Here is a 21,254-nt window from a genome sequence, read left to right as displayed (position 1 = left end):
GCTTTCCGATGATCAACCTCGAGGTTCCGAAGAAGGCCGGCGCGCTGGTCAACCAGGCGTACCAGGCCGCAGCCGAAGTGTTCCGGCCGATCTCGCGCAAGTACGACCGCGCAGAACACACGTATCCGTCCGAATTGGACATGTTCGCGGCGCTGCTCGACGGCCTGAACTCATCCGGTGAGGGCGGCGCGGGGGCGGCGGGCGTGCGCCGTTCTCGCGATTCCGGGTCCGGCGGCAACCGCAACGGCGCCAACCTCAACGTCGTGCTCGGCACCATCGAAATGTGCTGGGGCGACGTCGGCCTGCTGCTTTCCATGCCGCGTCAGGGTTTGGGCAACGCCGCCATCAGCTCGGTCGCGACCGACGAGCAGCTCGAACGGTTCTCGGGCCTGTGGGCCGCCATGGCCATCACGGAGCCCGACTGCGGCTCCGACTCCGCCGCCATCACCACCACGGCCGTCCTGGACGGCGACGACTACGTGCTCAACGGCGAGAAGATCTTCGTGACGTCGGGCCAGCGCGCCGACGCCGTGGTCGTCTGGGCCACTTTGGACCGCTCGAAGGGCCGCGCGGCGATCAAGTCCTTCGTGGTCGAGAAGGGCACGCCGGGCTTCGAGGTCGTGCGCGTGGAGCACAAGCTGGGCATCCGCGCGTCCGACACGGCCGTGCTGCGCTTCGAGAACTGCCGCGTGCCGCGCGAAAACCTGCTGGGCACCCCGGACGTCGACACGGCCAAGGGCTTCGCGGGCGTCATGCAGACGTTCGACAACACCCGCCCGCTGGTCGCCGCCATGGCCGTCGGCCTCGCCCGCGCGGCGCTGGACGAGACCCGCCGCCTGCTCGCCTCCGCCGGCGTGAAGATCGATTACGACCGCCCGGCCCACCTCCAGCCCGCCGCGGCCGCCACCTTCCTGCAGCTGGAAGCCGATTACGAATCCGCGTACCTGCTGACGCTCGAATCCGCGTGGCTGGCGGACAACCGCAAGCCGAACTCCCTGCACGCCTCCATGGCGAAAGCCAAGGCCGGCCGCACGGTCGTCGACGTGACCCTGAAGTGCGTCGAACTGGCCGGCGCCTTCGGCTACACGGAAGAATCACTGCTCGAGAAGTGGGCCCGCGACGCGAAGATTCTGGACATCTTCGAGGGGACCCAGCAGATCCAGCAGCTCATCGTGGCCCGACGGATTCTCGGGAAGACGTCGGCTGAGCTGAAGTAGTTGTGAAGCAACGGAAAGCCGCCCGGTCGCTGGCCCCTCTCGGGGCGTTGCGACCGGGCGGCTTTCGCGTCGGCGGGGACGGGGTTTCATGATCAGGCCGCCTCCAGGCCGTCACCGATGGCAGGCCGTCCGAACACCGCGTCGACGGCCTCCCGCGCCCGCTGATGGCTCGACGGCACGAGGTGCGTGTACGTCCGGAGCGTGAAGCCCGGGTCCGCGTGCCCAAGGTAGTCGGCCAGCTCCGTAATCGACACCGCACGGGCCAAGAGCGTCGACGCGTAGAAGTGACGGAGCGCGTGCATCCCGTCCGCGCGACCTCGGTACTTGATTCCCGCCGCCCGGAACGCTCCGTGCCAGACAACCTTCGTGAACAGGTCCCCGGAGTACAGCCGGCCACCTTCCCCGGTCATCAGCAGCCGTGCCGTCACCGGATCACCGTCCGGGCTCTGCCAGGGCAGCGTGACGGCCACAGACGGGAAACGATCTTCGTGGTCATCGATCTCGGCCAGCATGGCGGCCGACAGCGGGATAGTTCGCTCCTTACCCCGCTTGGGAAGCGCGAACATCATCACACCCCGGACCGTCTTGATCTGCCGACGAATCCGCACGGTCATCGCCGTCCGGTCGACGTCGTCCGGCGAGAAGCCCAGAATCTCGCCCTGCCGCAGACCGAAGCCAGCGCCGAGCGGCACGGCGATCTTGAACCGATCCACCAACCCCGACCGCACAGCCTGAACACGTTCCTCCGGCCACACGACGATCGGCGGACTACTCGCGACCGGCCGCCGCACGGTCTTCGCGTGGCACGGGTTCTCACGAATCCGGCGGTCGTCCACGGCCGAATCCATCACGCCGGAGACGGTGTTGAACAAGACCGCCTGGTAGTTGTCCGAGAGCTTCCGCTCTTCCATCGAGCCGACCCACTCACGAATGGTCGACGGTTTGATCTGTCCGACCTTCTTGGTCTCGAAGACCGGGTAGATCTGGCTTTCGAGCCGACTGAGAATGGTCGACCGAGTGCCCGGGTCCGGAGACTGGCTCTTCACCCAGCTCTCCGCCTGCTGGCGGAACGTCGTCTGCGAGGCCCGCGGATCGATGTACTTGTCTTCGCGCTTGTCGGACTCGACGCCGATGAGGAAGTCCTCAGCGCGCTTCTTCTGCTTGTCCGCGAACGACTTCGAGCGTTCGTTGTTGTCCGGGTCGAGGTAGCGGACCTTGTACCGCAGCCCGATGCCGTACAGCTCGGACCGCTCCATGACGGGCTTGCCCCGCGCGTTGAGGATGACCTTCCCGGTCACCGCGTCCCGCGCGGGGCGATACCAACGATCTTGAATGTGGCCCATCAGGCCGCCTCCGCGTCGACCCAGGCGCGCAGCTTGGCCGGGTCATAGCGCAGGTGCCGGCCGATCTTCTTGACTGGCGGCCCCTCGCCGCGCCACTTCCACTGGTAGAGCGTCTTCACCGGGACGCCGAGGTAGTCGGACACGTCCTCAACGGTCCAGAGCCGATCGATCTTGCTGACGTTGTTCATTGCTCCCCCTTTGATCAGGCCGCGAGTCCAGTTGCCGAAGTTTCTGGAGGTCTCTCCGCCGCCAGTAGCGCCCGGTCGTATTCGGCCTTCCACGTGATCCGCTCCGCGATGGCGCGCATCACCAGGTGTGGACGGGGCGTTACCTGCGGGTCTCCGGCCTCGACCTTGCGCCAGACCTGCTGCGACCGGTCGGCCTCCGGCTTTTCGATCCCGACGGCCGCAAGCGCCTGGAGCACGAAGGCCCGCCGGTCGGCTTTGTGGTCGACGAGGGTCTTGCCCGACCACTTCCGGGAGACCAGCACCCTGCGGCCGGGCAACCCGAGCGTGGTCCGGCGGTGAGCCCGGCCCTTGCAGTGCCCCGGGGTGGTCTTGCCCGTGACGCCCTTGGGCTGGACGCCGTAGAGCAGCCAGACCGCGCAACGCGGCGAACACGGCGTGACCGACAGCTCGGCGTGAAGCCGGTCGTGGTGATCGGCCTGGGCCGCGCTGTCTGCCTCGACCACCTCACCCGTGGACTTGGTCAGGTACTTCGTCAGGTAGCCGATGTGCCGGCCGGCCTCTTCGGTGCCGCCGAGGATGCCCTTCGAATGCACCTGGCTCCCGAACGTGACGACGTGCGCCGGGTGCTCGACCGCCTCCACCGCGCCGTCCCACCGGGTCAGCGGCTGACGCGTCTCCGGGTCGACGAACCCGTGTTCGGGACCGTCCCAGACCGGCAGGCGATCGGCGTAGACGATCTCGTCGTGCGCCGGCCACCAGACCTGGTGATAGGTGGCTTCGGTGACCTGGCGAATCACGTCGTGCGGCACCGAGCCCCGGATCGCCGCGTGCAGGTGCGGAGCGGCCCGGCGCTGGGGCTCGACGGTGGCGAAGTACTGCGCGTCCCAGCCGACGACCCGGCGCAGGTTCTGCCACCACCGATCCACCAGGGCGGAGAAGTGCACCGCGTCCCGAGCCGCCCGCCGGTAGTCATATCGACTCGGGTCGACCGGGGAGCCGTCACCACGGACCGGGCCATAGGTGTCACAGGTCAGCGTCACGAACATCGACGGCCGGAACTTCCCCGCGAACTCCCGCCCGACCGTCGTCTTCGCGACCTTCCGCCGAGGCAGATTCGGCGCATCCTGCCGACGACGAGTCGACCGCTTCACCGCCCGCTTGGCCGGCACGTCGAGGGCGGGCAGACGGCCCCGCATCCCGAGTTGCCGAAGTTCCGCATCGACCCCGGCGACCTCCTCCCGCAGCTCCTCTGCCTCGGCCTGGTCGTGCTCGACCACCTCCCGATACGCCGCCACCAGGTCCGCCCGGTAGGTCAGCAGCTCCTTGTGATCTTCCGAGGGCGGAGCTGCGGTGAGGGTGGGGTTCTTCGGTCATGTGCCAGCCCTCGCGGCACTGTGCCTGCCGAAGAGCCTTCGCCTTCCGGGCGCACGGCAAGCACACCGACTCGACCGTGGAGCCGCACGGCACCGGGACGTACCGGAGTTCGCCGGTCTCGGTGTCGCCGACCTCCATCGTGAACGGCCGAACGCAGACACCGTGCTTCTCCGCCGTCGCCCGGATCACGTCAGCCGCCAGTGGTGCCCGCATCCGTTCGGCGCGTGTCTCGCTCATCAGGCCGCCACCTCCCCCGACGACGACCAGCCACGCAACAGATAGACGGGCATGTCCTGCTTCGCCCCGGCCGGGAGGTCGGGGAACGTGCTCGGTTCGAACGGAACCACGCCGAAGACGCGGACGGGGATGCCGCAGGGTGTCCGGCCGGTGATCGACAGGTGCACCCACCTCCCGTCACGCAGCCGCCACAACTGGGCCGAGACGTCGTCGAGCGTGTGCGCCCAGACCAGCAGTGCCCGCGAAACCTCGGGGAGGCCATCGGCATCGAGCTGGACCTTGATCGGGCTCGACCATGCGTTGACGTCGACCGTGGCGACCGGCGGCAGCTGGTGGGAGTCCAGGTGGTCGCGGATGGCGTCGAGGAAGATCATCAGCCGGTTCACGCGGCCACCCCCTCACCGCCGTGTCGCAGATCCGCGACACCCCCGTTGGTCACGTACTGCTCCAGCGCCTTGACCGTGCTGTCGGAGACCCACCCGGCGCGGATGCGCAGGGGCTCGCGGATGCCTTCGCCCCAGACGTAGCCCACGCCGGCCTCCGAGTCGCCGATGCGGTTCGCCCAGGCCCCGCGCTCGTACGCGCCGTCGCCGAGGACCATCCCGACGTGCGTCTTGGACGTCACGCGCAGGCACACCCGTCGGGTGAACAGCTCCCGGACCGGGACGGTGTCCTTTGTGGGCTCCTGGACGTAGCCACGGACCGAGATCCCCAGCGCCCGTCCTTGAGTGGTGAGCAGGGCGACGCGTTCCACAATGGCCTCACGAGTCTTGCGGTCGGTGTACTTCGTGAGCGCGCCGATCTCGTCGAACTCCAGCAGCTCCAACGGATACTCCGTCGACACCGGAATGGTCCGCAGCCGACCGGCGAACGCGCGCTTGCGCGATTCCATCTCCTCCACCAGGCCGTCAAGCAGTTCAACCGCGTCCTTGCCGCCCACGGCGTAGCGGGAGAAGATCCCGCGCCCGTAGGCCAGTTCCATGCCCTTGGGGTCGATGCCGGACATGCGCACCACCCCGGCCCGGATCGCCGACGCAGCGGCCACGAGCGGACACCACATGACGCTGTTCTTGCCCGCGCCCGAGGCACCGGCAGTCAGGCAGTGCGCGCCAGAGCCGAGCAACGGAACGCGCCAGTCACGGCCATACTCGGTCCGACCGGCCCAGACGTTGCACAGGTCCACGCCGGTCGAGTCGACGCCGTCCGGAACCTGGGGACCGGCCACCCCGCCGCCGAGGAGGTCGCGGCGTTGGAAGTCGATCGAGACGACGTTGGGGGCCAGCTCGCGGACCTGGCAGCGAGCGACCTTCCGCGCAACGGCCAAGGCCCGAGCGGCGTCGTCGAAGTCTTCCGGCTTCTGCCCCGGCACCAGCTCCACCCGCACCTCATCCCACGAGGCACCGGAGCGGACACCGAGCACCTTGGGAGTCCGCGCGTTCGGCCGGTTCGAGGTCGAGCGGGAGAGCGCGCGTCGACGGCCGACGAGGTTCACGTTCACCACCACCGGCAGCGCCTCATCCCGCACGGAGAGACCGCAGGCGTGTAGCCACTCCGGCAGCTTGCGCCCGTACACGGCCCAGCGAGCCCACCAGGAGCGCAGGAACCGCCAGCACCGCTGGTCAAACGAGACCGCGTCGATCATCCACCACATCGCCAGGACCGCCGCGACGCTGCCGAGGGTGATCGCCAGCGACAGCCAGCCGACCAGCTCACACCAGGCGTAGACCGCGACGATGCCGAGACTGGTCCGCCACCGCGTCACAACCTGCGCGAACATCCACACCACGGCCTTGCACAGCCACCACAGAGCCACGAACACCACGGCCGCCGCAGCCAGAGCTTCCAGAATCGAGGCCAGGGCGCGGCCGATCTTGTGCAGCACCCACACGCCGAGCCCCAGCCCAGCCAGGGCCACTACCGCGAAGCCGGGAGCCATCACCGATCACCCCGCTTCACCCGGAGATCCAGCGGCAGCATCCCCAGACACGGGGCGCACTGGGTCTCGTCGGGCAGGAGTTTGGCGAATCGTTTGCAGGAGGCGCAGCGCGTTGGGGTGACCCCCGTTGACGCTCGCCGGTTGTCGTCGTTTAGCGTTGTCATTGTTCACTTCCGCTGGTTGTGGACAGCGCAGGAGCGGCAAGGTTGGTAGCCAGGTTCCGCTTCTGCGCCTTAACGGATCACGATCACCCGCATGAGGACGTGTTTCATCGCCGCACGTCATAGCGTGCGTTTTTCGCTGATACTGTTGACTTTTCGGTCGTCTACATGCGACTAATCAGCAGGCTTGCTCTCCGCCTGGAGTTCTGCCGAGATTTCACCCGCTTTCCGTTCCTCGTAGCTGGCCCAGTACAGCGCCTCGTGGTGGTGACCTCGGTCGACGTCGGCGATCGCCTTGTAAAGCCGCGCGTTGCCGAGGCGGAACGCCAGCCACACCGACGGGTTCGCGTCGCTCGGTGGCCGGCGGTCCATCACGACCTCGTGGGCGTCCCGCAGCGTCTTCGGCTCAGCTTTGCGCACTGTCACGCCTCCCTGCGCGGGCTTCCAGCAGTGCCGCCAGGTCCTCGGCGTGGTCGCGGAGCCGGCGAAGGAACACCGCGCATCCCGGCCACGCTTCCTGGTCCTCCGGCGGGACCAGCGTCACCACGCACAGCCCGCCAGTCAGCACCAGGACCGGCGGATGTGACGCGCCCGTCCCGGTCTCCTCCACCGTCACCTCGGTCCCCGCCCCGACTGTCCAGCGCAGCCCCAGCCCGTCCCACGTTGCCGTCATGTCGTTCCCATTCCCGGGCCAGGTCGGCGAACCCCTCGGCCGCCGACTCCAGCGCCGCCACACACCACCACGGCAACCCACGCACCTGCGCCAGCTCGTGCCACGCCCGCGACACCCGCCGAGCAGCATTCGCCGTGTTCGTCGCACTCACCGGCGACAGCACGACACGGCCGTGCTCCCACGCGGCCATGTAGTCCCGATACGCCTGCTCCCACGCCTCGACCCGCTCGCGGAAGCCCATACCTGTCACGCCGCCTTCGCCGACTCACCGGACCGAGACGGCTTCGCGTTGCTGGTGGCCTGCTTGAAGCCGGTCGCGCGGAACACGTAGGACTGGTACTTGAACTCACCCTGCCCCGCCACACGCGGTTCGGCCGTGAGGCCGTCCAGCTCGATCGGCCGCATCCCGGGCAGCGCCTCCGCAGTGGTCGGCACCGGCTGCACGTCGGCGAGAAGCGTGATCTCGAACGAAGCCCGCTTCGCCCGCGTCTCGGCCGGGTCGGTGACCATCACCTTCCACTGCCGCTTACCCATCACCTCGTCAACCCGCTGCCGCACCGGGCGATTGGCAGCCCGGTCCTCACGCGACTGGTACTCGTTGTCCGGCGACACCTCGCCCACCATCACCAAGCCCTGCGGAAACGCGTCCTCGAAGTCGATGCTGAACCGGTGTCCCTTGTCGATAGCCATGCTGAATCCCTTGTGTCGTCTGTTAGTCGGTAGCTTCTGGCGGTTCTCCGCCTCGTGCCGCTGCGGCGTCCAGTGCCGCGCTCACCTCGTCCAGTTCCCTCCGCAGTACGGCAATCGCGTCGGAGTCCACGAGCAGGACCACCGGGAACGCCTTGCCGAACCGGACCTCTGCGCGGTTTGCGTACGTCAGCGCCCGGACACGAATCGGCAGATCAGCCGTGACGTGGATCTGAACCGTGTCGCGCATGCCACGCCGCGCCTACGCCGCACGTCGGCGAGGTACCGCCCGCGTGTCCAAGCCAGCCAGCCGGACAGTCGTTTCAGTGGTCACGCGTTCCTCCTCGGTGTCCTGGCCCCGGGCCTGTCCCGGCAACCTGACACCCAGACTCCGCCAAAACGCGGGACGTGATCACCACCTGGCGGGACATCTTGGGACGTCCCTGGTACCGTCGAAGACGTCCCTATACGTCCCAAGGGGTGGCGATGCCGAACGAACGCCTGCGTGACGCGCTCCTGCGCAACGGCCTGACGTTGGAGCAGGTCGCCAAGGCGGTCGGGGTCGATCAGAAGACCGTCGAGCGCTGGATCACCAAGAACCGGACGCCCTACCCCAAGCACCGGCACAAGATCGCCGCCATGGCACGCGAGTCAGAGACCTACCTGTGGCCGGACTCGGTAGCCCCGGAGCGCAAGGCCGAGACCGCCGCCGCCGAGCTTGTGCAGGTCTTCCCGCACCGCAACGCCGTCCCCGTCGAGCTGTGGGACCGGCTGATCAAGGACGCATCGGAGACCGTCGAGATCCTGGTACACGCGGCGTTGTTCCTGGTCGAACGCCCGCGGTTCATCAAGGACCTGACAGCCAAGGCAGCGGCCGGCGCTCGAATCCGGCTCGTGTTCGGAGACCCCGAAGGGGACAGCGTCGCCCTGCGCGGCGAGGAAGAGCAGCTCGGCGACGGAACGCTCGCGGCACGCATCCGCAACGCCCTGGCCTTCTACCGGCCGCTGGTCGGAGTCGACGGCGTGGAGATGCGGTTCCACAACACGACGCTCTACAACTCGATCTTCCGGTTCGACGACGAGATGATCATCAACACCCACGTATACGGGTTCCAGGGAGCCCACGCCCCCTCACTCCACCTGCGCAGACTCTCCGCCGGGGACCTCTTCGAGACCTACTCGGAGAGCTTCGAGTCAGTCTGGAACCTCGCCAAGCCGGCCACCTTCTAGGAGGCAGCATGACCCGAGTCGACTACTACAACGACCCCAACGCACCCAAGGCCAACAGCATCGCGGTAGCGGTGTCGGCGTTCATCCAGGACGACGAAGGCCGGATCCTAATGATCAGGCGCACGGACAACGACTTGTACTCCATCCCGGGCGGCCAGCTTGAACTCGGCGAGACACTTGCCGAGGCGGCGGTCCGAGAGGTCCGCGAGGAGACCGGCATTGAGTGCGAGGTTACCGGGGTAGTCGGCCTGTACTCGGACCCACAGCACGTCATCGCCTACAATGACGGCGAGGTACGACAAGAGTTCTCAATTTGCTTCCACGCTAAGGCATTGAGTGGCACTACACGCACAAGCAGTGAGAGCAAGGAAGTCGTCTGGGCCAAACCTTCCGAACTGAAAAATCTTCGCGTCCACCCCAGCATTCGCCTACGTATCCACCATGCAATCTCGGATCAGGAAGAGCCATACTTCAGCTGAGGAAATCCGCGAACAATAATCCACCACAGAAGGCTGTAGACTATTAAATAGATATCAGATTACCTGCAGGAAACTTGTCGAACTCGGGAAGAAATTCGCGAAGCTCACTTGATACAAAAATCTTCTTACCTTTGACGCGCTTGATCATCACGTCTAAGCGCTCGCGCAGCAAAATTCCGAGTATCTTATCTGCTGGATTCAGGGACAGAGCGTTCACAATGTCCGAATTCTTCTCAGCCAACGCCGTCAGATCACCAATATCGATTGCAGCAATAGCGAGGAATCTCTCAATAGTTATCGCAAACCTACGCCGATCCGTCGGCATTCTGCTTTCACCAAGAAGCTGCGCCGATGTAGCGATTATTTCATTTCGCTTGTCGAAAGTTTCATACTTTGGTTCATTCTCGATCTTCGCCACATTGGCGACATTTTCGAGGACGCTGTCGACAATCTCCAGCAAGCCACGCAATCGACCATCCAATCGGTGTTCCTGCCAAGAAAACCCAACGCCTTTGTAGATCACGTCGTGCACAGACTCTTGCAGTGCGTGCTGAATATACGTTGTTAACTGCAACTCAGCCTTCAGCCACGACAGCTCCCCATGCCTAGCCAAGTAGTCGGTCGGAAGGGTGAAGGAAATATGAGGCTGCCTGTAATTGAATTCATGAGGCTTACCCGCCTCATCATTCTTGACCAGAAGTACTTCAAAGTTTTGCCGAATTACACCTATCGCTTTTGGAAGGTCGGAAGGATGAAGAAAGACGGCTCGCAGAGCAACAAGGTCATCGACGTCTTCCAGTTTCGCGTATTCACCACGCTGAAATTTAGCGTATGCCGACTCGATAGACTTCACTCTTGCCTGAATAGCAACCGGACGAAGTCCACTTAGCGACGCCTTTAATCTAGCTTCAAGTTCATCAACCCCGAACCGCAAGAGTGACTCAAGATCCGCGTATTTGGCGGCGAAAGAGGTGGGGACCCGTTCAGTCATCTACATACCTTTGAGAACAGAACGCAAGATGTCGGCCCGAATCTCCCTATTGGACTTCTTATTCGAGCCCTGCACAGCAGCGATCCTATAGGACCGCGCCCGTTCAGTCTCCTGGTCTTCCAACTCATTTTCAAAAGTTGAGAGACTACTCGCGGCCTCCTGCGCATCGAACTCTTCACCACTGCGAACCAGGTCCGCAATCGACGCCCAGAGCGAGTAGAAGTCGGCAACATTAGAAAATCGACTAGTTTTTATCTGGAAGAATTTGTCGATCTGCGAAATCGCAGCCTGCGTGGCAGTAAAGTTCTCATCAGCATCCGACTCGCCAGCTATTTCAGCATCATTCCTTGCATACGTAGAATCCAAGTAGTCCTTGCCGTCCTGGATTCCCATCATGGAAATGATATACAACTCGGAAACATACTCAACGTCTAGCATCCTTCGAATACGAGCCGGAGTAACAAGCCCGATTTCTGTCCAGAAAGGATGCTCGGACAGTCGCTCAATCTTCGAAACAAAGGCACCTGAGTACTTGGCGTGGCGAAGCTCTTGCTTATTGAGCCTTGCAACATTGCGATTGAGACGATCGAAAGCCTCATTTAACTCCGCAGGCGATGCACTTTTAATGCTTTCTACCGTGAAGACATACTCAATCAAGGCGACCTTTTGCTCGTTGCCCAACTGTGAGTAGTATTTATTATCTAACCCAAGATCCGTCAGTCCATCCGAAGTCGAGAATTCATCCTCATAGAACTCGAAGAGAGCAGATAAGCGCTGCTTCCCATCGATCACATGATAGGTGGCCGCTTGCCCGGGAACATAGTCCACCTGAAGAAATATACTCGGAGCAGGATAGTTTCGAATAATAGAATCAATAAAGAACTGCTTGTACTGCAGGTTCCAAACGCTTCGACGCTGATACGGTGGATCCAGATCGAGCCTACCAGCGGATTTGAGGTCTAAAAACCAACTGGCGGACTGCGTGTTGGTAGTACGTTGCAAACGCGTGGGGTACTCGGACATCTTCCCATCCTGCCGAACTTAGCTCTATGGAATCAAGGGGCGCGCCGCCGGCGGCGCGCCTGTCGCCTACGTAGCCCCTCGCCTGGGCGGCCGCATCCGCTTCCGACACGGCGGGCTGCCGCTCCGCTCCGCCCGCCGGCCGGGCGGTGCGGCCGCCAGCGGGTCACCTGGCGCAGCGCCGCGCGGCGGCGGCACACGGGTCCCCAGAGCCAACGTTGGCCTCCTCTGCGAGCGGTCGTGACATACGGGTCGTTCGTGACTCGATCTCCGTTACGCACCGTCGTGAGGGACCTCCATCCCGACGCCGGATCGTGACAACGGCCGGTAGCACCGCGTCAAGACGGTGAAGCGTGTCTTGACCCGGCACCACCGGCCGCGTGCTGGCTTCGTATCGGGATGCAGGGGTAGGTGTGGCCGAGCCCCAGGCCGTCTCCAGGCCGTCTCCAGGCCGTCAGAGGCCAGGGAGAGGCGACAGACGACGAGAACTAACGAGACGCATCAGCGCAGCTCAGAGGCCGTTTACGGCGAAGTGAGCAAGGTCGGCGAAAACCTGCTGAGAAATTCTGGACATCTTCGAGGGGACGCAGCAGATTCAGCAGCTGATCGTGGCCCGGAGGGTGCTGGGGAAGACCTCGGCGCAGCTGAAGTAGGTTGGGGGGTAACGGAAATCGCCCGGTCGGCGGCTCTCCTGGGAGATTCCGCGACCGGGCGTTCTTCTCCCACGCAACCGACGCGACAGTTCACGAAGCTCTCCGCGGCGACCAACGGGCGCCACTACGACTCGGTGTGCTCCCGCCCACCGCTGCACCGGCGAGCCACCGACCGCGCTGAAGTGAGGTTTTCCCCAACCTGGCGGGCAATTCGCCGCCGAGGTGCGGAATATCGGATTGATCTCCGAGCGATCGATTTCGGCACCTTTGCCCTAACCTTCCCCGCATGACGAATCCTGGGGTTTACGGCCCTCCGAAGGGCCTGGGTCAGGCTCGGATCTTCATGTGGATCCAGGTCGCCTTCAGCGTGCTGGGCTCGATCCTGATCCTGGCCCTGGCGGCCGCCGCGAGCAGCAACGGCGCCGAGGGGACCGGTTTGCTGGTCGTGATCGCGGTGATCAACTTCGTGATGGCCGTCGCGCTCGCCGTCTGCGCGGTGAAGCTGCCCTCCGGCCGGCAGTGGCCCTGGGTGACGGCGATCGTGGTCGAGGCGATCGTCGTCATCAACGGGATCGTGACGCTGATCAGCGAAGGCGTCACCGGGATCCTGCCGCTGATCTTCGCCGGCCTCGCCCTGCGCGGCCTGCTGCACAAGGACGTCCGCGCGTGGCTCACCGCCCAGCGCGGCGGTCAGGCACCCGCGGTCTGACACCTGGCGAAAACCCGGGGCCGTCCACCGCGGGCCGCCCCTTTTTCAGGCTCGCTCGCCGAGGAACTCGTCCAGGTACTGCCACGTCGTGCCGCGGGCCCGGCGCCCGGTCAGCACGCCGAGGTGCCCGCCGGGCGCGGTGCGGAACCGCACCTGCGGCGCGTTCTCCAGCAGCCGCACCACGCGTTCCACCGACGGCTGCGGCGCGATAGTGTCGTTCTCCCCCGCGACGACGAGCACGGGCACCTTCACGTCCGCCAGGCTGATCTTGCGGCCGCCCAGGTCGACGGTGCCCTCGGCGAGGTCGTTGGTGCGGAAGAGCCGGTGGTACAGCTGCCCGAACGTGCGCCCGGGATAGGCGTACATGTTGTCCATGAAGTGATCGACAGCCTCGATCTGCGCGAGGTAGTCGCGGTCGTCGAGGTGCGAGAGGATCGCGATGGGTTTCGTGATCTCCTTGCTGATGCCCGTCGCGCGGAACACGCGGCTGACCAAATAGGACGGTGCGCCGCCGAACGCGCGGTAGACCGGCGTGAGCAGGTGGCCGCCGGTGAGGTCGACGAGCGGGCGGAACGGCGCGACGATCGGGATCGCGGTGAAGTCCACCGGCGACCCGATCGCCGTGATGGACTCGACCGGCAGTTCCGGCTGATCGGCGTTCACCAGCAGCGAGAAGATCCCGCCGAGCGACCACGACACGAGGTGCACGCCCGCGCCGCCGGCGTCCTCGCTCACCTTCCGGATCGCCCGCGGCAGCACCTCGTCGATCCAGTGCTCGATGCCGAGGCGCCGGTCGGAGAACGCGACGTTGCCGTAGTCCACGAGGTAGGTGTTGCGCCCGGCGTCCACGAGGTGCTCGATGAGGCTGCAGCCGCGGCGCAGGTCGAAGCACAGCGCGGGCGCCGCCAATGGTGGCACCAGCAGGATCGGCGGCCCGGACACCGGCGCGCCGCCATGGGTCATGCGGTACAGCGAGCGGTTCGGGCCCTGGTCGATGAGCACGCGGGGCATCGGGCGCAGGTCGGCGACGCCGCCGTGGAACACCTTCCCCACGACGTTGGACGCCGCCGCAGCCAGCCGTGCCGTGGGTGAAACCATGTCCCGCCTCCCGGAGATAGACCCTCAGGGTGGCAATCTTGCCCGCGCGCGCAAGCGGCTTCAACACCGCCACACTTGCAAGCACCCCGCAAGCACGTCCATTTCGGACGGTGCCGCTGACCGGGCAGGCTACTGCTCCGCGTCGGCCGCGGGCGCGCTCTGAGCTGCGCGGGACTCGTATTCGGCCCGCGCCGGCGAATACGCGGCCGAGGCGAGCAGCTGGTCGCCGCCGAGCGAGCGCACGAACCACTCGCCGAACGCGCGCGGGAACAGCCGCGTGATCCGCCCGGTGAAATCCAGCGATTCTGGTACGAACACGTCGAACCTCGGGTACTTCAGGGCATCCGCGATGGCCGCGGCCACGTCTTCCGGCGCCACGGACTTGATGAACTTCGCTTCACCGAGCCCCGACGCCAGTTCCGTGCGCACCACCGCCGGCATCACGCACGACACGGACACTCCCGTGCCCCGCAACTCGAGGTGCACCGCCTCCGACAGGCCGACGACGGCATGTTTGGTCGCGCAGTACGTGGCCGCGCCAGGGAACCCCGACTTGCCCGCCATCGACGCGACGTTCACGATGTGCCCGGTCCCCCGCGGCTTCATCCGCTTCACGGCCTCGCGCGTGCCGTGGATGACGGCGTGCACGTTGATCTCCAGCATGCGCCGCGTGGCCGAGTCGTCCTCCTCGTCGAGCGGGGCGAGCGGCATGATGCCGGCGTTGTTGATCAGCACGTCGATGGGTCCGACCCGGCGCTCGACCTCGTCGAGGAACTCGGTGAACGCTTTCGTGTCGGTCACGTCGAGCGGCAGCGCGACGGCCTCGGGGCCCAGCTCACCCGCGGTTTTCTCCGCGCGGACGTGGTCGAGGTCCCCGAGCACCACCCGCGCGCCGAGGCGTTTGAGCGCCGTGGCCGTCGCCGCGCCGATGCCCTGCGCGCCGCCGGTGATTACGATGACCTTGCCGGACAGCGAACGGGGCTGCTTGGCCATGACGGGCTCCTCCTGCGTCGACGGGGCATTGTTGGCGTCGTGTCAATATGGTGCCCCGGCCGGGCCGCTCGCGCCAGTCGACTGCCCCGATCAGGGGCGTTGCTCGAAGACCTGCCCGAGCCAGCCGCCGACGTCGAAGCGGACCGTCGAGCGGAAGCCCCGCGCCTCGTAGTAGCGCTGGAGAGCGCCGTCGCCACCGGCCCAGCAGTCGACGCGCACGAGGCCGATCCCGCGCCGTTTCGCCTCCGCCAGCGTGTATTCGATCAGCCGCGCACCCACGCGGTGGCCGGCGAAACGCCGCGACGTGATGAGCAGCCCGATGTACAGCTCCGGCTCACCGGCCGGCGGCACGTGGTCCGGGCACTTCTCGCTGACGATCAGCGCCCCGGCCGGTTCCCCGTCGACCTCCGCGATGCGCAAGCCGGGCTCGTCGGTCATGTCGGCCACGCGCGACGCCCGGTGCGGGATGCTGCTCCACGGCTGGTCACCCCACTGGCCGGCGCTGCCACGCGCCACCAGCCACTCGACGGCTTCGTCGAAGAAGCGCAGCAGCGTGGCCGCGTCGTCCTTGCGCCCGGGCCGGATGACGAAGAGGGCCATGCGGATGTTCTACCGCTACGGCAGCGTCAGGACCACCGGCCCGGCGTCGGTGATGGCGACGGTGTGCTCGGAGTGCGACGCACGGGTGCGGTCGGTGGTGCGCAGGGTCCAGCCGTCGGGGTCGTGCCGGTACTGGTCGAGGCCGCCGCGGGTGAACATCGGCTCGATCGCGATCACCAGGCCCGGCCGCAGGCGCAAGCCGCGGCCCGCGCGGCCGTCGTTGGGCACCGGCGGGTCTTCGTGCATCGCGCGGCCGACGCCGTGGCCGCCGTGGTCTTCGGTCACGCCGTAACCCGCCGCGCGGCCGACCGTGCCGATCGCGGCGGAGATGTCGCCCATCTTCGCGCCGGGCTGCGCGGCCGCGATGCCGGCGGCGAGCGCTTCCTCCGTCGCCGCGATCAGCGCGAGATCCGCCGGGTCGGCCCCGCCGACGACGAAGCTCACGGCGGCGTCGCCGTGCCAGCCGTCGACCGCGGCACCGCAGTCGATGCTCAGCAGGTCACCTTCTTGGAGCCGGTACCGGCCGGGGATGCCGTGGACAATCGCGTCGTTCACGCTCGCGCAGATCACGCCCGGGTACGGCGTCGGAGCCCAGCGCGGGTGGTAGCCGAGGAACGACGGCTTCGCGCCGGCCTCCGTCATCACCTGCGCCGCGACGGCATCCAGCTCGACCAGGGAAACGCCGGTGCTCGCGGCTTCCCGCACGGCCGCGAGCGCGCGGGCCACCACCCGGCCCGCCTCCCGCATCGCCGCGATCTCAGCCGGCGTCTTCAGCTCCACCATGCGGATAAATATACCGGTATTTCTATCCTGCGCGCCGACCGGGCGTCCCCCCAGCTAGCTCGCCATCCCGAGGTGGCGCGCGATCAGCATCCGCTGCACCTCGCTCGTGCCCTCGCCGATCTCCAGGATCTTCGCGTCCCGGTAGAACCGGCTGACCGGGAACTCGTTCATGAACCCGTACCCGCCGAAGATCTGCGTCGCGTCGCGTGCGTTGTCCATCGCGGCGTCGGACGCGACGAGCTTCGCGATCGAAGCTTCCTTCTTGAACGGCTCGCCGCGCAGCATCTTCGAGGCGGCCTGGTAGTAGGCGAGCCGCGCGGTGTGGGTGCGGACCTCCATGTCCGCGATCTTGAACTGGATCGCCTGGTACTCCCCGATGCGGTGGCCGAAGGCGACGCGGTCCTTGGCGTACTTCAGGCATTCGTCGACACAGCCCTGGGCCAGGCCGACACTCAGGGCGGCGATCGCGACGCGACCTTCGTCCAAGATGGACAGGAACTGGGCGTAGCCGCGGCCGCGGGTGCCCACCAGGTTCGAGGCCGGGACGCGAACGTCCGAAAAGGACAGCTCGTGCGTGTCCGAGCAGTTCCAGCCGACCTTGGAGTACTTGGGCGCCACCGCGAAGCCCGGTGTGCCCGAGGGCACGATGATCGCCGAGATCTCCTTGCGGCCGTTCTCCATCACGTCGGTGACGGCCGTGACCGTCACCAGGCGGGTGATGTCCGTGCCGGAGTTGGTGATGAAGGCCTTGCTGCCGTTGATGAGCCACTCGTCGCCGTCGAGCTTGGCGCGGGTGCGGGTGGCGCCCGCGTCCGAGCCGCCGCCCGGTTCCGTGAGGCCGAAACCGCCGAGGGCCTCGCCGGAGCACAGCGCGGGCAGCCACTTCTCCTTCTGCTCCTGCGTGCCGAAGCGGTAGATCGGCATCGCGCCGAGCGAAACGCCGGCCTCCAGCGTGATCGCGACCGACGAGTCGACGCGCGCGAGTTCCTCCAGCGCCAGGCACAGCGCGAAGTAGTCGCCGCCCATGCCGCCGAACTCCTCGGAGAATGGCAGGCCGAACAGGCCCATGTCACCCATCTTGGCCACGAGCGCGTAGGGGAACTCTTCCTTCTCGTACAGCGGCCCGATTACGGGCGCGACCTCGTTGTGCGCGAAGTCCTCGACCGTCTTGCGGAGAGCCTCGTACTCTTCGTCCAAGCGGAAGTCGATCATCGGTCCTCCTCGTTCGGGCTCACCACGGCCAGCGTCTCGTCGAGCGCCACCTGCTGCCCGGCCCGCACCGAAAGCTCGCTCACCACGCCGTCGATCGGCGCGGTCACGGTGTGTTCCATCTTCATCGCCTCCACGACCAGCAACGGCGTGCCGGCCGCGACCACGTCGCCCTGGGCGACCTTCACCACCAGCACCGTGCCCGGCATCGGGCTCTTCACCGGCCCCGCACCCGCCACCTCACCGCGGTGCGAGAGCACCACTTCCTGGTCCGCGAACGCGAAGCCGTAGCCGTCACGCGCAAGCCACACCGTCCGGTCAGGACCGTCCGCCCGCCGGTACCGCTCGATCCCGCCGGCCCGCCGCACTTCCAGCACATCTCCACGCCGGCTCACCGACGCCCGCACAGGCTCGGCGTCGTCCACCTGCACCGTGGCGTCGGCCGGGGTGCCGGAAACCCGCACCTTGGCGAGCACGTCGCCGGCGCGCAGCCGGAACGTCACACCGCCCCCGCCACCAAGGCGCCAGCCGCTCGGCACGTCCCACGGGTCCACAACGGACCCCGTCGGCTGCAGCGATGCCAGCCGGTCCAGTGCCGCGGCCACGAAGAACCCGGCGGGCACCTCCGGCGACACGAGGTCGGCCAGCCGCCGGTCCACGAGCTCCGTGTCGAGCCGGCCCGCGCGCACGTCCTCATCGGCGAGCAGGCTGCGCAGGAACGCGACATTCGTGCCCAGCCCCAGCAACGCAGTGTCGCCCAGCGCGCGGTCGAGCTTGCGCAGCGCCGACTCGCGGTCGGGGCCGTACGCGATCACCTTGGCCAGCATCGGGTCGTAGTTCGAACCGACGACAGCGCCCTCGGCCATCCACGAGTCCACGCGCACGCCGTCGCCCGACGGCTCGTGCACGGCGAGCACCGTGCCGCCGGTCGGGATGAACCCGCGCGCCGGGTCCTCGGCGTAGACGCGGGCTTCGATGGCGTGCCCGTCGAGCCGCACGTCCTCCTGCCGCAACGACAACGGCTCACCGGCGGCGATGCGCACCTGCCACGCCACGAGGTCCAGGCCGGTCACCATCTCCGTGACGGGGTGCTCCACCTGAAGCCGCGTGTTCATCTCCATGAAGAAGAATTCGTCGGGGTCGTGTGCGGACATGATGAACTCGACCGTGCCCGCGCCGACGTAGCCCACCGACCGCGCCGCTTCGGCCGCCGCAGCACCCATCTTCTGCCGCGTGGCCTCGTCGAGCAGCACCGACGGCGCTTCTTCGACGATCTTCTGGTGCCGCCGCTGCAGGCTGCACTCGCGTTCGCCGAGGTGCAGCACGGTGCCGTGGGCGTCGGCGAGCACCTGGATCTCGATGTGCCGCGGCGTGGTCACGAACCGCTCCAGCAGCAGCGTGTCATCGCCGAACGAGCTCTTCGCCTCGCGCCGCGCGGACTCGATCGCGGGCGCCAGCTCGCCCTCGGCGTGCACGAGCCGCATGCCCTTGCCGCCGCCACCGGCCGAGGGCTTCAGCAGCAACGGATATCCCACGCGCGCGGCCGCCTCGGCGAACCCGCCAGCGGGGATGTCCACATCGGACGCGCCCGGCACCACCGGCACGCCGGCCTCCGAAACCGTGGCCTTGGCGCGGATCTTGTCGCCCATCTTTTCGATGGCCGCCGCCGGCGGGCCGATGAACACCAGCCCCGCCTCTTCGCACGCCCGCGCGAACCCCGCGTTCTCCGCGAGGAAGCCGTAACCCGGGTGCACGGCCTGCGCGCCCGTCTCGCGCGCGGCGGCGATGATCGCCGGGATGGACAAATAGCTCTTCGCCGCTTCGGCCGGACCGAGCCGCACCGCGGTGTCGGCTTCGCGCACGTGGCGGGCATCGGCGTCGGCATCGCTGTACACCGCGACCGAGCGGATGCCCAGCTCGCGCAGCGACCGGATCACGCGGACCGCGATCTCGCCGCGGTTGGCCACCAGGACCGTGTCGAACAAGAACACGCTCATCACATCCGGAAGACGCCGTAGTTGACCTCGGGCAGGGGTGCGTTGGCCGCGGCCGACAGCGCGAGCCCGAGCACCGTGCGGGTGTCCGCCGGGTCGATCACGCCGTCGTCCCACAGCCGCGCGGTGGAGTAGTACGGGCTGCCCTGGTGCTCGTACTGCGCGCGGATCGGGTCCTTGAACGCCTCTTCGTCCTCGGCCGACCACTCGCCGCCGCGGGCCTCGATCGCGTCGCGGCGCACGGTCGAAAGCACCGAGGCCGCCTGCTCGCCGCCCATCACCGAGATCCGCGCGTTGGGCCACATCCACAGGAACCGCGGCGAGTACGCCCGTCCGCACATCGAGTAGTTCCCGGCGCCGAACGAGCCACCGATGATCACGGTGAACTTCGGCACCCGCGCGCACGCGACGGCCGTGACCATCTTCGCGCCGTGCTTGGCGATGCCGCCGGCCTCGTACGCCTTGCCGACCATGAACCCGGTGATGTTCTGCAGGAACACCAGCGGGATCGACCGGCGATCGCACAGCTCGATGAAGTGCGCGCCCTTCATGGCCGACTCGGCGAACAGCACGCCGTTGTTGGCGATGATGCCCACCGGGTGGCCGTGGATGCGCGCGAAGCCGGTGACGAGCGTGCTGCCGTACTCCTTCTTGAACTCGGAGAACTTGCTGCCGTCGACCACCCGGGCGATCACTTCGCGCACGTCGTAGGGCGTGCGCGAATCCGTCGGCACGACCCCGTAGAGCTCACGCGGGTCGACGACCGGCTCCTCGACAGGCGCGACGTCCCATGGCCGCGGCGTGCGCGGGCCGAGGGTCGAGACGATGTCGCGGACGATGCGCAGCGCGTGGGCGTCGTCGTCGGCCAGGTGGTCGGTGACGCCCGACTGGCGCGCGTGCACGTCGCCGCCACCCAGCTCTTCGGCCGTGACGACCTCGCCGGTCGCGGCCTTCACGAGCGGCGGGCCGCCGAGGAAGATCGTGCCCTGGTTGCGCACGATGACCGCCTCGTCGCTCATGGCCGGCACGTACGCACCGCCCGCGGTGCACGAGCCGAGCACGGCGGCGATCTGCGGGATGCCGCGCGCGGACATCGTCGCCTGGTTGTAGAAGATGCGTCCGAAGTGCTCGCGGTCGGGGAACACGTCGTCCTGGCGCGGCAGGAACGCGCCGCCGGAGTCGACGAGGTAGATGCACGGCAGGTTGTTGTGCAGTGCCACTTCCTGGGCGCGCAGGTGCTTCTTGACCGTCAGCGGGTAGTACGTGCCGCCCTTCACGGTGGCGTCGTTCGCCACGACCACGCATTCGCGGCCCGACACGCGCCCGACTCCGGCGATGATTCCCGCGCTCGGCGCTTCGTCGTCGTAGAGGCCGTTGGCGGCCAGCGGCGAGAGCTCGAGGAACGGCGACCCCGGGTCGAGCAGCGTGTCCACGCGGTCGCGGGGCAGCAGCTTGCCGCGTTCCACGTGCCGGGAGCGGGACTTCTCGGGCCCGCCGAGGCGGGCGGCGTCGAGGCGCTTGCGCAGGTCCTCGACGAGCTCGTTGTGAGAAGTGACGCTTCGGGTGAACGTTTCGCTCCGCGGATCCGCGGAGCTGCTCAGTACCGGCGTGTCCATGGCTCCCCGTCGAGACGTTAGCGGCCGTTAACTCCTCTTCGGATGTTAGCGACCACTAACGTG

Annotated in this window: 21 protein-coding genes and 1 pseudogene; 4 read left to right on the top strand and 18 right to left on the bottom strand. The window is 67.0% G+C overall.

Annotation, left to right across the window (positions count from 1 at the left end):
- Positions 1-8 precede the first annotated feature (8 nt).
- Positions 9-1,217, top strand: a complete 1,209-nt coding sequence (locus I6J71_RS04975) for an acyl-CoA dehydrogenase family protein (RefSeq protein ID WP_204093639.1) — start codon at positions 9-11, stop codon at positions 1,215-1,217.
- Between the two features lie 92 nt (positions 1,218-1,309).
- On the opposite strand, the gene I6J71_RS04970 is transcribed toward I6J71_RS04975, so the two are convergent.
- The 9 genes and pseudogenes from I6J71_RS04970 to I6J71_RS04930 all read right to left on the bottom strand — a co-directional run bounded on the left by I6J71_RS04970 (position 1,310) and on the right by I6J71_RS04930 (position 8,066).
- On the bottom strand, positions 1,310-2,515 hold the full coding sequence (locus I6J71_RS04970; protein WP_239154436.1) for a site-specific integrase: 1,206 nt from the start codon (positions 2,513-2,515) through the stop codon (positions 1,310-1,312).
- 44 nt (positions 2,516-2,559) lie between these two features.
- Entirely contained in the window at positions 2,560-2,748 is a 189-nt protein-coding gene (locus I6J71_RS04965) for an AlpA family transcriptional regulator (protein ID WP_072476549.1), read from the bottom strand.
- Between the two features lie 14 nt (positions 2,749-2,762).
- A pseudogene (locus I6J71_RS04960) lies at positions 2,763-4,359 on the bottom strand (replication initiator).
- Complete coding sequence (locus I6J71_RS04955) at positions 4,359-4,745, bottom strand: hypothetical protein (protein WP_204093637.1); 387 nt, start codon at positions 4,743-4,745, stop codon at positions 4,359-4,361. The pseudogene I6J71_RS04960 and the gene I6J71_RS04955 overlap by 1 nt, the downstream one beginning before the upstream one ends.
- Positions 4,742-6,295 (bottom strand): FtsK/SpoIIIE domain-containing protein, encoded by a 1,554-nt coding sequence (locus tag I6J71_RS04950; RefSeq protein WP_204093636.1) that lies wholly within the window; start codon positions 6,293-6,295, stop codon positions 4,742-4,744. The genes I6J71_RS04955 and I6J71_RS04950 overlap by 4 nt, the downstream gene beginning before the upstream one ends.
- A 335-nt stretch (positions 6,296-6,630) precedes the next feature.
- Positions 6,631-6,876 carry an AMED_5909 family protein gene (locus I6J71_RS04945; RefSeq protein ID WP_239154435.1) on the bottom strand — a complete coding sequence of 82 codons (246 nt, stop codon included), beginning with the start codon at positions 6,874-6,876 and terminating at the stop codon, positions 6,631-6,633.
- Positions 6,863-7,129, bottom strand: a complete 267-nt coding sequence (locus I6J71_RS04940) for a hypothetical protein (protein ID WP_204093634.1) — start codon at positions 7,127-7,129, stop codon at positions 6,863-6,865. Before I6J71_RS04940 ends, I6J71_RS04945 begins: the two co-directional genes overlap by 14 nt.
- A gap of 246 nt (positions 7,130-7,375) precedes the next feature.
- Positions 7,376-7,819: a hypothetical protein gene (locus I6J71_RS04935; protein ID WP_204093633.1), complete on the bottom strand. Its 444-nt coding sequence runs from the start codon at positions 7,817-7,819 to the stop codon at positions 7,376-7,378.
- Between the two features lie 22 nt (positions 7,820-7,841).
- Positions 7,842-8,066, bottom strand: coding sequence for a hypothetical protein (locus I6J71_RS04930; protein WP_103342138.1), 225 nt, complete (start codon positions 8,064-8,066; stop codon positions 7,842-7,844).
- Positions 8,067-8,302: 236 nt separating this feature from the next.
- Here I6J71_RS04930 and I6J71_RS04925 point away from each other — a divergent pair, with 236 nt between their 5' ends.
- Together I6J71_RS04925 and I6J71_RS04920 are read left to right on the top strand one after the other, a co-directional pair.
- The gene (locus I6J71_RS04925; RefSeq protein WP_204093632.1) at positions 8,303-9,046 is read left to right on the top strand and encodes a DUF5919 domain-containing protein; all 744 of its coding nucleotides are present in this window, start codon (positions 8,303-8,305) and stop codon (positions 9,044-9,046) included.
- 8 nt (positions 9,047-9,054) lie between these two features.
- Positions 9,055-9,525: an NUDIX hydrolase gene (locus I6J71_RS04920; protein WP_204093631.1), complete on the top strand. Its 471-nt coding sequence runs from the start codon at positions 9,055-9,057 to the stop codon at positions 9,523-9,525.
- 43 nt (positions 9,526-9,568) lie between these two features.
- Here the strand turns inward: I6J71_RS04920 and I6J71_RS04915 are convergent, their stop codons facing one another.
- Together I6J71_RS04915 and I6J71_RS04910 are read right to left on the bottom strand one after the other, a co-directional pair.
- Positions 9,569-10,516: a RelA/SpoT domain-containing protein gene (locus I6J71_RS04915; protein WP_204093630.1), complete on the bottom strand. Its 948-nt coding sequence runs from the start codon at positions 10,514-10,516 to the stop codon at positions 9,569-9,571.
- Entirely contained in the window at positions 10,517-11,539 is a 1,023-nt protein-coding gene (locus I6J71_RS04910) for a DUF262 domain-containing protein (protein ID WP_204093629.1), read from the bottom strand.
- A gap of 936 nt (positions 11,540-12,475) precedes the next feature.
- Here I6J71_RS04910 and I6J71_RS04905 point away from each other — a divergent pair.
- Positions 12,476-12,898, top strand: coding sequence for a hypothetical protein (locus I6J71_RS04905; RefSeq protein WP_204093628.1), 423 nt, complete (start codon positions 12,476-12,478; stop codon positions 12,896-12,898).
- Positions 12,899-12,943: 45 nt separating this feature from the next.
- Here I6J71_RS04905 and I6J71_RS04900 read toward each other — a convergent pair whose 3' ends face one another.
- The 7 genes from I6J71_RS04900 to I6J71_RS04870 form a co-directional block, all read right to left on the bottom strand.
- The gene (locus tag I6J71_RS04900) at positions 12,944-13,996 is read right to left on the bottom strand and encodes an alpha/beta hydrolase (protein ID WP_204093627.1); all 1,053 of its coding nucleotides are present in this window, start codon (positions 13,994-13,996) and stop codon (positions 12,944-12,946) included.
- A 129-nt stretch (positions 13,997-14,125) separates the two neighbouring features.
- Positions 14,126-14,989 (bottom strand): SDR family oxidoreductase, encoded by an 864-nt coding sequence (locus I6J71_RS04895; RefSeq protein ID WP_204093626.1) that lies wholly within the window; start codon positions 14,987-14,989, stop codon positions 14,126-14,128.
- 90 nt (positions 14,990-15,079) lie between these two features.
- Positions 15,080-15,589: a GNAT family N-acetyltransferase gene (locus I6J71_RS04890; RefSeq protein WP_204093625.1), complete on the bottom strand. Its 510-nt coding sequence runs from the start codon at positions 15,587-15,589 to the stop codon at positions 15,080-15,082.
- Between the two features lie 15 nt (positions 15,590-15,604).
- Complete coding sequence (map, locus tag I6J71_RS04885; RefSeq protein WP_204093624.1) at positions 15,605-16,372, bottom strand: type I methionyl aminopeptidase; 768 nt, start codon at positions 16,370-16,372, stop codon at positions 15,605-15,607.
- A 54-nt stretch (positions 16,373-16,426) separates the two neighbouring features.
- Positions 16,427-17,584: an acyl-CoA dehydrogenase family protein gene (locus tag I6J71_RS04880; RefSeq protein ID WP_204093623.1), complete on the bottom strand. Its 1,158-nt coding sequence runs from the start codon at positions 17,582-17,584 to the stop codon at positions 16,427-16,429.
- Positions 17,581-19,566 (bottom strand): acetyl-CoA carboxylase biotin carboxylase subunit, encoded by a 1,986-nt coding sequence (locus I6J71_RS04875; RefSeq protein WP_204096879.1) that lies wholly within the window; start codon positions 19,564-19,566, stop codon positions 17,581-17,583. Before I6J71_RS04875 ends, I6J71_RS04880 begins: the two co-directional genes overlap by 4 nt.
- Positions 19,567-19,577: 11 nt before the next feature.
- The gene (locus I6J71_RS04870; protein WP_204093622.1) at positions 19,578-21,191 is read right to left on the bottom strand and encodes a carboxyl transferase domain-containing protein; all 1,614 of its coding nucleotides are present in this window, start codon (positions 21,189-21,191) and stop codon (positions 19,578-19,580) included.
- Positions 21,192-21,254 lie beyond the last annotated feature (63 nt).

The sequence above is a fragment of the Amycolatopsis sp. FDAARGOS 1241 genome (assembly GCF_016889705.1).
Lineage (GTDB): Bacteria > Actinomycetota > Actinomycetes > Mycobacteriales > Pseudonocardiaceae > Amycolatopsis.
Note: the sequence above shows the minus strand (reverse complement) of the source record. Positions and strands in the feature narration are given on the sequence as shown.